A 9,912-nucleotide genomic window follows, 5' to 3' on the forward strand; every position below is an offset into this window, starting at 1 on the left:
CGTCGGTGACGGAGCGCGCCCCGGCAGGGGCCGCGCCCGTCAGCAACGCCAGAGCCAGCACAAGCAGGCTCAGCGCTTTTGCCATATGATCATCTCGATAACATAGTCTGTGCGTTCAACGTATTGGCCGTTTTCGTCCCGGAAGTTCTCCACATGAGCCGCCACAAAATCCGGGTCCGGTTCCGCGCCGTAGTCACGCAGGGTAGTGACGCAGGTGTCCACCAGTTCTTCCCGGCTTTTCGCCACCACCCACTGGCCTTTGACCGGTATGGCCGTATACGGCACACCCCTGGCCTCCAGCCATGCGCGCATATCCTGGGCATTGTTGAAAATTTTTGGAGCAATGCCGTAGTGCTCGTGCAGTCCCTGCATGACGTCGGAAAGCATGCGGTCAGAAAAGCCCATAAAAATCACCTTGTCGGTGGTGTATTGCATGAGTTTTTCCCTGCTCGCATCGCTTTCAATGGCTGGCGTCATGGAGGCGAAAACAATGTCAAAGCGCTCGTCTGTGGAAAAATCGTCCCAGCCGGAGCACACGGTTGCAATATTGTCGATGTGCATGGCGGCGGCGTCTTCGCGCAGCAGGCGCAGCATTTCGTCGGCAACGTCCACGGCGGTGACTGACTGTGCCATGCGCGCCAGGCGCAGGGTATACATGCCGCTGCCGCAGCCCACGTCCAGAACGCGCTTGCCGGTGAAATCCACGCCGTTTTCTGCGGCATGGCGCAGCATGCCCGCCTCGTAATTGCTGTCGCCTTCCTCAAAGCGCGGGAAGGTACGCGAACGGGCGTTCCAGTATTCACGCTGCTTTTGCTGCTTTTCGTTTACAGTTCCCATTTGATGCTGACTCCCGCGTTGAATCCCAGTGCCGGGTAGCCCCAGGCTTCTTCATACTGGGTATTGGTTATATTGTCCGCATAGGCTTCAAGGGTCAGGTGTTCGTCCACCTTGTAACTGAGGCTTGCACCAAGGGTGGCGTAGTCGTGCAGCGTGCCTTTACGCAACTGGGCCGTATTGACGTAATAGCTGCGCTCGCCCACATAGGTCAGCACCGTGTCCAGGGTGAACTGTTCATTGATTTTCCAGATGGTTCCCAGGGTTCCTTTCCAGTCGGGGATATACTCCAGCTTTTCCATTACGTTGCCCGGATCGGCGGGGTCGTTGGACTTTTTGCTGTCCTGTCTGGTCACGGCGGCTTTTACCGTCAGGCAGTCCAGCACGTCATAGCTGCCGCTCAGCGTGGCTCCGTATATTTCTGCGTCGATATTGTAGGCGGCCCATGCCTGATAGCTTTGCGGACGGTTTACGTATACGGGCTTGTGAACGATATAGTCCTGAATGTTATAGTAAAAGCCGGAAAGCTTGAGAAAGCCCTTGCCACCGAAGCTGTACTTGTAGGCCGCGTCGATGCCGCGTGCCGTTTCGGGCTTGATGTCCTTGCCCACAAGATAGGGCACATTGACGGTATTGTCCCGTGAGGATGCCTGCGAGTTCCAGTACAGTTCGGGAATGGTGGGGGTTCTGTAGTTCTGGTACAGGGCCAGAGAAGCGGACTGGCTTTCCGTAAATTCGTAGGTGAGCATGGCCTTGGGAGAAAGCTGCGCGTTATAAAGATTTTTGTCCTGTCCTTCAGGGCTGTAGCTGAAACTGTCGTAGCGCAGACCCATATCCAGATGCAGGCTGTCGGTAAGGGAAAACTTGTCGGCCAGAAACGCGCCCATCACTGTGGCAGGCCTGCCCGCCTCGGAAGACTCCATCTTGCCGGTCCAGTTGTTGGCTCCGGCCTTGTTATAGTTATCATCCACATATTCCACGGTAATGGGGCCGGGAGTCAGCCGCTTGTATTCCACGCCGGTCATGAGCGCATGGCCGAGAACCGTGGCTCCTGTCTTGAACTTGAAGCCGTAGGTATTGTCTACAATGACGTTGCGGTCCAGTACCAGATCCCCCTTTTTTGTTTTGGACGGATTGAAACTGTCCGGGCCTTTCTTGATCTGCATGCGGGCGTCAATGTCCGCATAGTTTTTTTCGCGGCGGCTTTCGCTGTTTTTGAAACCGGAGACTTCAAAGTAGGCTGTTTCCAGAAATTCCTGCCGGTAGGTAAAGTCCATAAGATGGCGATACTTTGTCCAGTGCGCGCCGTCGCCGATAACGGTCATTGAGGGCGTGGGCGAGCCGCCGGCAAAGCTTTCGCCGCTGGCTGTGGGATAGTTGGAATCTATGGGAGAACCAAAGCCGGGCAGATCCGGATTGGAATCGCTGGTGGGATTGCCGTCGTTTCTGTTGGTGCGGATAAGCCCGCGCCTGGTCTGGCTGTAATTGTAACCCAGGATAAGTTCGGCCTGCCAGGGCAGGTCTATGTAAAGCTTGGGATTAAAGTGAAAGGAGTCATAGTCGTTATTGCGAAAAAAGGGATCGGCGTGCTGATGGCTCAGGCCCACGCTCAGCCCTATGGCGTTGAACTTCTGGGCGTAGCTGCCGCGCACGTTATGAAAGTCGTAAAAGTCTTTCCAGCCGCCCATGGTGGCATAGGCGCTGAAATAGGGCTTTTCGGTGGGGCGGCGGGTATAGGCGTTGATGACGCCGCCAAGGGCGCTGTTGCCGTATTCAACCGAACTGCCGCCCTTGATCACTTCGATCCGCTCGATATTGTCCAGCGGGATGGTCCCGAAGTCGATATAGTTGCCTCCGGACATGCCGGTGGAGCTGATGTTGCGGCCGTCAAGATTGAGCATGATTCTTTTGGATTCCATGCCGCGTATGGAGATGATGTCGCTGCTGTCGCCCATGGCGGCCTTGCGCTTGAAAGATATTTCCGGGTCGCGCACAAGGTAGTCGGCCACGTTATTGCTGCGGTTTTTTTCCACCACGATGGCGGTGGTTCTGTCCAGCTTGTCTTCTTCCAGCTGTCCGGTCACTTTTACCGGGTCCAGAACAAAGACGTCCTGCATGAGATTGTCGGAACCGGCTGCATGGCCTAGGAGGGGAAAGGCCGTCACAGCCAGCAGGCACAGGCAAAGGATGATTTTCATACATACCCTCTGGCAGCGCCTGTGCTGAAGGTTGGTGTCAAGCCGGCGCATGTGATGTTTTTCAAAAAAGTGCTATCACTCGCTGGAAAAAAAGGCTGCGCCGGGCAGCCCGTCTGAAGGTCTCTGGCTTACCAGCGCCGGGGGTAATGGCGGTGACAGTCCAGACAGACTTTTTTGCCGTCTTCAAGACGCAGCATGGGTTCGGCCACACCTTCGCCGCAAATTTCGCAGGGGATTGAAGTAAAAATGCGCGGCCTTTCAGGGGCTTCATAGCTGGGTACAGACGAACTGAACATGTCTTCAAGCGGCATGCTCATGAGGGTTTGCTGCCATTCTTCCCTGCTGGCCTGTTCATTTTTGGTCACACGCAGGCACAGGCGCAGGGCCGTGCCGTTTTCGCGGTCAAAAAAAGAATAGGCCTGCTTGCCGCGCGGGCGCGCAACCAGGTTGCCTTTGCCCGCCGAGCAGCCGAGCAGGCACTGAATGGCGTCTACGCCGCAGGCATCGTTTTCTGTGATGCAAACGAGCTTGCCGTATTGGGCCTGCCCAAGCACGGGGTGGGCCATTACTGCCTCCACGGCGCGCAGGCCGATGACGAGGCCGGGGCAGAGATGCCCGTGAAAGGTTACGGCCTTGTTGAGCCTGTCTGAAGCTGACTGATCCATGATGCCTCCTGCATGGCGGCTCAAACCCTTTCCCATCGGCAGAAATATGGCCGTAACTCTTGGCTGGCCGCAGTTTTGCCGTTTCGTGAAAGGCTGGGACAATGTTGATCCGCCCGGTAGTATTAATTGAAAAATCGTAACACCAAGGCAGAAAACAGGCAAGAAAATACTTATAAGACGTGCGGTTTTGACAAAATTTGTCCTGACCCGGCCTGCTGCCGTTACGCCGCAAATCCGGTGGGCACACAAAAGACAAAGCCGGAATTGCTGTTTGCGGGCAATCCGGCTTCGTCCGTGTAGAGGTGCGGCAACGATGGTCAGGCTGGTCTGCTACAGAGGCATGTTCAGGCACAGGAGGGGCAGGGGCCAGCCCCGGAAACTAGAGCAGTTAACGAATGAAATGACTTAACTGCTCTGCAAGGATTTTCTTGAAAATCCTTGCCACGAAATGCGAGCAGGCAGGCTTTTGCCTGCCGTAAGCAAGCATTTCAAGTGTTAAATGCTCTAGACAGTGTCGTCACGAGATGAATTTCCTTGGTATATCAAGGAGAACGAGCCTTTTATGCAGGGAGTGTACTCTTATGGTACTCGACCGGAATAAAAGGCGAAGTTCGACGCAGAGATACCGGTAAAGGCGCTCGTGACGACACTGTCTACAGTTTGACGAGTTCGTAGGCCCGGTTGCCCAGACCGATGGCTTCACCGTGCCGCAATTGCACGGTTCCGCGCGTATGGGGCCAACGCGCGGTGAAGATGTCCTGCCCCTGCTTTTTTTCCTGCGTGCTGGCGCACAGGCAGGGGGCGTTGTTGACGAGGTCAAGGCACGCCTGATCCAGAGCCACAGGGTCTGAGGATGCCAGAATGCCCACGTCAGGCACAAGCGGCATATCGCTCCAGGCTACGCAGTCGCAGTCCGGTGTCACGTTGAGCACAAAATTGATGTAGCAGACGCGCCTGCTCCTGCCCTTGACCGTGCCGTAGGCGTATTCGGCCATGCGCTCCATAAAGGGTTCCATTTCCGTTGCCCAGTCAATAACAATGGCCTTGGCCGGGCAGACCGTCATGCACTCGAAGCAGCCGATACATCGCGCTGTTTCCACATGGCTTTTGTGGTCGCGCATGCTCAGGGCCTGCTGCGGGCAGGAGCGCACGCATTTGGCGCAGCCGATGCAATCATCTTTGTTTATGCTCACATGGGTGGCGTGCTGTTCCCGCTTGCCCCGCACCGACGCGCCCCCCATTGCCAGATTTTTGACGGCTCCGCCAAAACCGGCCATCTGATGTCCCTTGAAGTGGCTGAGTACAACCATAGCCGGCGCGTTGTGTATTTCGGTGGCGATATGCACGTCTTTGAAGTGTTTGCAGTTGATGCGCACCGGCACGTCGTTGCCGCCGAACAGCCCGTCGGCGATAACGACGGGAGCGCCCGCCACCGTGGGGGCAAAGCCGTTGAGATAGGCTGTGCGCAGGTGGTCGACCGCATTGTGCCTGCTGCCGGAATACAGGGTTGTGGTGTCGGTGAGAAAAGGCTTGCCCCCGACGGCGGCGATTTTGTCCACCACCTGCCGCACCAGGGTGGGGTTCAGGTGGGTGTCGTTGCCGTATTCGCCAAAGTGCAGCTTGACGGCAGCAGGCTCATTTTTTTTGATGATTTTTTTCAGGTTAAGGGCGTCGCACAGGCGGGCCACCTTGGCCATCTTGCTTTCTTCATGTGAGCGGGAGTGTGTATCGGCAAAATATACTTTGGCAGGCATGTTGTCCTCCATATCAGGCTTTTTTATGCTGTAGTCACAGTTTTTTTATGCCTCCTCAGGGCAGTTCCGCAAGCGAAAATCAGGGGCGGGGCCGTGAAAAAATGGCCTGTGGCGCGGCCGGGGCGCTTGACAAGATGTGCGCTCAAGAATAACCTTAATAAGATTTATGTTTCATGAAAACAGAGGGTTAGCTCATGCCCTGCAAGGAGGCTCCATGGCCGTTTATGTTGTAGATCATCCTCTTGTGCGTCACAAGATTGGTATTTTGCGTATGGAATCCACCTCCACCAGTGAATTTCGCAGCGTTTCCAATGAAGTGGCGCGTCTGCTTATCTATGAGGCCACCAAGGGCTTTCGCACTGAAAAGCATACCGTGCAGGGCTGGGCCGGGCCTGTGGAAATTGAAGCCATTTCCGGCAAAAAAGTTACGGTTGTTCCCATTTTGCGCGCCGGTCTCGGCCTGATGGACGGCGTGCTGGACATGATACCCGGGGCCAAGATCAGCGTTGTGGGCCTGTACCGCAATGAGGAAACTCTGGAGCCTGTGGAGTATTACGTCAAGCTTGCCAGCGACATGGATCAGCGCCTCGCCATCATTCTTGACCCCATGCTGGCCACGGGCGGTTCGCTTATCGCGACCATCGAGCTGTTGAAGCGCCACGGCTGCCGCCAGATATGCAGTCTCAACCTTGTCTGCGCTCCTGAGGGCATTGCCAAGGTGGAGGCGGCGCACCCCGATGTGGACATCTATACCGCCGCCATTGACGATCACCTCAATGCGCAGGGCTACATTATTCCCGGTCTTGGCGATGCCGGAGACCGCATTTTCGGAACCAAATAGTACCGTTACAATTGGGGGCAGTTTTTGCGTAAAATTGCTCTGGCGGCTGCGTGGCAGGCGTTTGCTGCGAAGGTGCGAACCTGTTTCAGCCTTGCCGAAAAGCTTTTGTGATGAAAGCCCGGCGGCACGGGCTGCGCGGTCGCGCACCGTGGCAACCGTCTGGAAAGCTTTGGGAACTATGCTCCCAAAGGTAAATGCTCTAGACAATCGAGGCAGGGTATGAGCTCGAACGGCTCGCGGCGGGAATTTGCGCCCACCGACTACAATCTGCGTTTCAGGGACTGCCTGATCGGCGCGCAGATGCTTTTTGTGGCCTTTGGCGCACTGGTGCTGGTGCCCATCCTTACCGGTCTGGACAGCAACGTGGCCCTGTTTACCGCAGGGGTGGGAACGCTGCTTTTTCAGATCTGCACCAAGGGAAAAGTGCCGATTTTTCTGGCATCGTCCTTTGCCTTTATTGCTCCTATCATTTACGGGGTGCAGACCTGGGGCGTCGCGCAGACGCTGGGCGGGCTGGTCTGTTCCGGCTTTGTCTATTTTATTCTCAGCGGCCTTATCCGCTGGCGCGGCATTGAAGTTGTTTTGCGTGTGCTGCCTCCGGTGGTGACCGGCCCTGTCATCATGGTCATCGGCCTTATTCTGGCTCCGGTGGCCGTTAACATGGCTCTGGGAAAAACCGGCGACGGCGCGGTGCAGCTGGTTCCCGAAGAAATGGCCCTGTGGGTTTCCATGACCTCGCTTCTGGTCACGGTGCTGGTTTCGCTGCTGGGCCGGGGCTTTTTACGGCTCATGCCCATATTGTGCGGCATCACGGCGGGCTTTCTGGTTTCGCTCTATCTGGGCCTCGGCGACTGGACAAAGGTTGCGGCTACGCCCTGGATGAGCCTGCCGCAGTTCACCTTTCCGGAATTTGCCTGGGAACCCATACTCTTTATCATGCCCATAACCCTTGCTCCGGCCATTGAGCATTTCGGCGACGTGGTGGCCATAAGCTCCATCACCGGGCGCGACTACCTCAAAGATCCCGGCGTGCATACCACCATGTTCGGCGACGGCGTGGCTACCATGGCCGCAGGCTTTGTGGGCGGGCCACCCTGCACCACCTATGCCGAGGTCATCGGCGCGGTAAGCCTGACCCGCGTTTTCAACCCGGCAGTCATGACCTGGGCGGCCTTGTGCGCCATTCTGCTTTCTTTTGTGTCCAAGATCGGGGCCTTTTTGTCGTCCATTCCCGTTCCCGTCATGGGCGGCATAATGATCCTGCTTTTCGGGGCTATCATGGTGGTCGGGCTGAACACGCTGGTGCGCGCCGGCAAGGACCTGATGGAGCCGAGGAATATGGTTATCGTGGCTCTTATCATTATTTTCGGTGTGGGCGGCATGCAGTTCAGCATCGGTTCTTTCAAACTGGGCGGCATCGGGCTTGCCGCGGTGACGGGTGTGGCCCTCAACCTCTTTTTGCCGCGCAGCCGCAGCTGAGGCTCATGTGCGAAGCCCCTGCGTTGCGGCGACAGCCGGTAAATGTGTAAAAAGGGGCAGGACACGGGATTTCGCAATGTGCGTATCCATGTAAATATTCTTTAACCCGCCGGGCGGCATGGGGCTGCCCGGCGGGTTGTATCTTTTGCGGCAAGCATGCTAGGCTTTCTTCAGGGCCACCGGTCGCCATATGGCTTTTTTGCCCGGCGACGCCAAGAAAAAAACGGTCAGCGCAGGCATATGCGGCCTGAGTATGATTTTTTCTCATGTGCTGCTGAAGCGGTTTTTTTGAAACTGCTCTGATGTTCAGTTTTGTGAATGCGCTGTTGAAACACCGGCTCCTGTTTCAGGGCTGTCATTTAGCCGCAAAAGGAGGCTTCTCATGGCTGATAAAAAAGGTAAAGACGATTATACAACGTGTCCCGCCTGTTCCGGTACGGGAAAAAATCAGGACAATACGCCGTGCTTTGAATGCAATGGCACCGGCAAAAAGCAGAACGCCTGCACCGTGCCCGTGGGCGCCGAAAACAGCGGCGTGTGCGACTAGAGCGGTTTAACTTTGAAAAAGGTGCAGATGCTCTACATCATCTGGCGCTGCACGAATGTGCAGTGCGCCACAGCGTGGCGTGGATTCAGCCGGAAAATGCGATTTTCAGCTGAATGAAAGCTTTGAAATGTGAAGCAGTTCAAAGTTAATCTGCTCCAGATGTAATGTTCCTGAATCTGGTCGATTCAGCAGGGTGCAGCCCAGAGTTGCATGCATCAGGGTTTGCGCACCATAATGAAGAATCCCGGCCTTGGCCGGGGTTCTTCATTATGGCGCAATGGGGCAAGCACCGCCAGTGCGGGACATGCGCTGCGTAGCGCACGGTGCTTACAGGCTGCGCTCTTCAAGGCCGCCGGTGGCTGCGCCTTTTTTGGGCGGTTCGGTCACGGGCTGCAGACCCGGCACCACGTCGTGCACTTCGGTGGGCGGCGCAAGGGGATTGGAGGCGGCCCTTTCAATAATCTTGCTGTCGCGCACAAAGACGGTGCAGGACAGGCCGAAGCACTCATTGATGGCGGCCACGGTTCCCTTGAGCGTTTCCTGATCATTCTGCGGCGGGGGAACCAGAAGGTAATAGGTGCGCGTGCGTCCGCCCATGCGCGGTTCAACGGTGCAGGCCACAATCCACTCGTCCTGCCCGTCGCCGTTCCAGTCCGCAATCGCCACCATGTTGACAGTGACGGTTTGCGTGGCATGCCTGATGCGGAAGCCGTTGTCCCAATGCGTGACGCGGCTGTCGGGCTGCATGGTGGCGGCAAAGGTATTGCCCAGGTAAACGTCGTGGCTTGTCTCTCCGGTCATGAACGAGGGAGAAAGCCGTCGAAAAAGCGTTTCGCCGTAACTTTTATAGCCCGCAAAAGACATGGGGGCCACGTAGGAGCCTTTGTCGTCCAGAAGGTTGCGGGCTTGAAGCTCCTTGGGCATGGCTCGGGCCATGCGAATGAATTGATCTTTTTCCACCACGACCACAGGGCGGGTGGAGCAGCCGAAAAGCAGAACGCCCAGGCAGAGCAGGGCGCAATAACGCGTGATAAGCATGGTGACAATTTTCTCCTGGCGGAGTTTTGACATGAAGCCGGGGTATGCGGCAATGCAGCCTTTGTATGCGTAGGCCGAAGCCTTGTAAAGTGGGTTGCCTTGTCATTCCGGCCGGCATGGTATGGTATCTGCATATTTTTTACAGGCTGTCCCGCTTATGTTTCAAGCCAAGGAAAAACCATGTCCGAAGCCCTGTATATCGAAATGCCCCCGCGAAAAGGCGGCAAAAAATCCCTGTGGCTGCGCCTGCTGCCGTTATGGGCGCTGGTGCTGCTGCTTTTTGGCGGGGCCTGGCTGTGGCTGGTTCAGGGGCGCATAACCAGCGACCGCGCCTTTCTTGACGCCATGGTGCATGTGGTTGCGCCGGAATTTTCCGCACCGGTGGAGGGTTTTTTTGTGCGCGAGGGCGACAGTGTGCGCCGTGGTCAACCCTTGTTGCTGCTGAACGTCCGTGCCTATCAGGATAGACTTGCTGAGGCCGGTCGTGAGGGCGCGGCCCTGCGGGGCATGTCCGGGCAGGCTTCCGGTCCGCCCACTATGGAAGAAGCCGCCGCTC

8 protein-coding genes and 1 pseudogene are annotated in these 9,912 nt (G+C 56.6%); 4 read left to right on the forward strand and 5 right to left on the reverse strand.

From position 1 onward, the window contains the following. Nucleotides 1-69 precede the first annotated feature (69 nt). The 4 genes from V6C07_RS07340 to V6C07_RS07355 all read right to left on the reverse strand — a co-directional run bounded on the left by V6C07_RS07340 (nt 70) and on the right by V6C07_RS07355 (nt 5,451). Nucleotides 70-837 carry a class I SAM-dependent methyltransferase gene (locus V6C07_RS07340; RefSeq protein WP_333535708.1) on the reverse strand — a complete coding sequence of 256 codons (768 nt, stop codon included), beginning with the start codon at nt 835-837 and terminating at the stop codon, nt 70-72. Then, on the reverse strand, nt 825-3,032 hold the full coding sequence (locus V6C07_RS07345) for a TonB-dependent receptor plug domain-containing protein (RefSeq protein ID WP_333535709.1): 2,208 nt from the start codon (nt 3,030-3,032) through the stop codon (nt 825-827). Before V6C07_RS07345 ends, V6C07_RS07340 begins: the two co-directional genes overlap by 13 nt. Nucleotides 3,033-3,160: 128 nt before the next feature. Next, on the reverse strand, nt 3,161-3,697 hold the full coding sequence (locus V6C07_RS07350; protein WP_333535710.1) for an FmdE family protein: 537 nt from the start codon (nt 3,695-3,697) through the stop codon (nt 3,161-3,163). A gap of 653 nt (nt 3,698-4,350) precedes the next feature. Beyond that, the gene (locus V6C07_RS07355) at nt 4,351-5,451 is read right to left on the reverse strand and encodes a DUF362 domain-containing protein (RefSeq protein WP_333535711.1); all 1,101 of its coding nucleotides are present in this window, start codon (nt 5,449-5,451) and stop codon (nt 4,351-4,353) included. A gap of 214 nt (nt 5,452-5,665) precedes the next feature. Between V6C07_RS07355 and upp the strand changes: the two genes are divergently transcribed. From upp to V6C07_RS07370, 3 genes are all read left to right on the forward strand, one after another. Beyond that, the gene (gene upp / locus V6C07_RS07360; protein ID WP_333535712.1) at nt 5,666-6,292 is read left to right on the forward strand and encodes a uracil phosphoribosyltransferase; all 627 of its coding nucleotides are present in this window, start codon (nt 5,666-5,668) and stop codon (nt 6,290-6,292) included. A gap of 219 nt (nt 6,293-6,511) precedes the next feature. After that, nucleotides 6,512-7,771: a uracil-xanthine permease family protein gene (locus V6C07_RS07365; protein WP_333535714.1), complete on the forward strand. Its 1,260-nt coding sequence runs from the start codon at nt 6,512-6,514 to the stop codon at nt 7,769-7,771. Between the two features lie 382 nt (nt 7,772-8,153). Continuing rightward, nucleotides 8,154-8,318 carry a chaperone protein gene (locus V6C07_RS07370; RefSeq protein WP_333535715.1) on the forward strand — a complete coding sequence of 55 codons (165 nt, stop codon included), beginning with the start codon at nt 8,154-8,156 and terminating at the stop codon, nt 8,316-8,318. A 327-nt stretch (nt 8,319-8,645) separates the two neighbouring features. Here the strand turns inward: V6C07_RS07370 and V6C07_RS07375 are convergent, their stop codons facing one another. Next, nucleotides 8,646-9,356 carry a hypothetical protein gene (locus V6C07_RS07375; protein WP_333535716.1) on the reverse strand — a complete coding sequence of 237 codons (711 nt, stop codon included), beginning with the start codon at nt 9,354-9,356 and terminating at the stop codon, nt 8,646-8,648. Between the two features lie 180 nt (nt 9,357-9,536). Here V6C07_RS07375 and V6C07_RS07380 point away from each other — a divergent pair. Further along, nucleotides 9,537-9,912 (forward strand): annotated as a pseudogene (locus tag V6C07_RS07380) (biotin/lipoyl-binding protein); the annotation flags it as partial.

Origin of the sequence: Desulfovibrio sp. 1214_IL3152 (genome assembly GCF_036763055.1) — a bacterium.
Lineage (GTDB): Bacteria > Desulfobacterota > Desulfovibrionia > Desulfovibrionales > Desulfovibrionaceae > Desulfovibrio.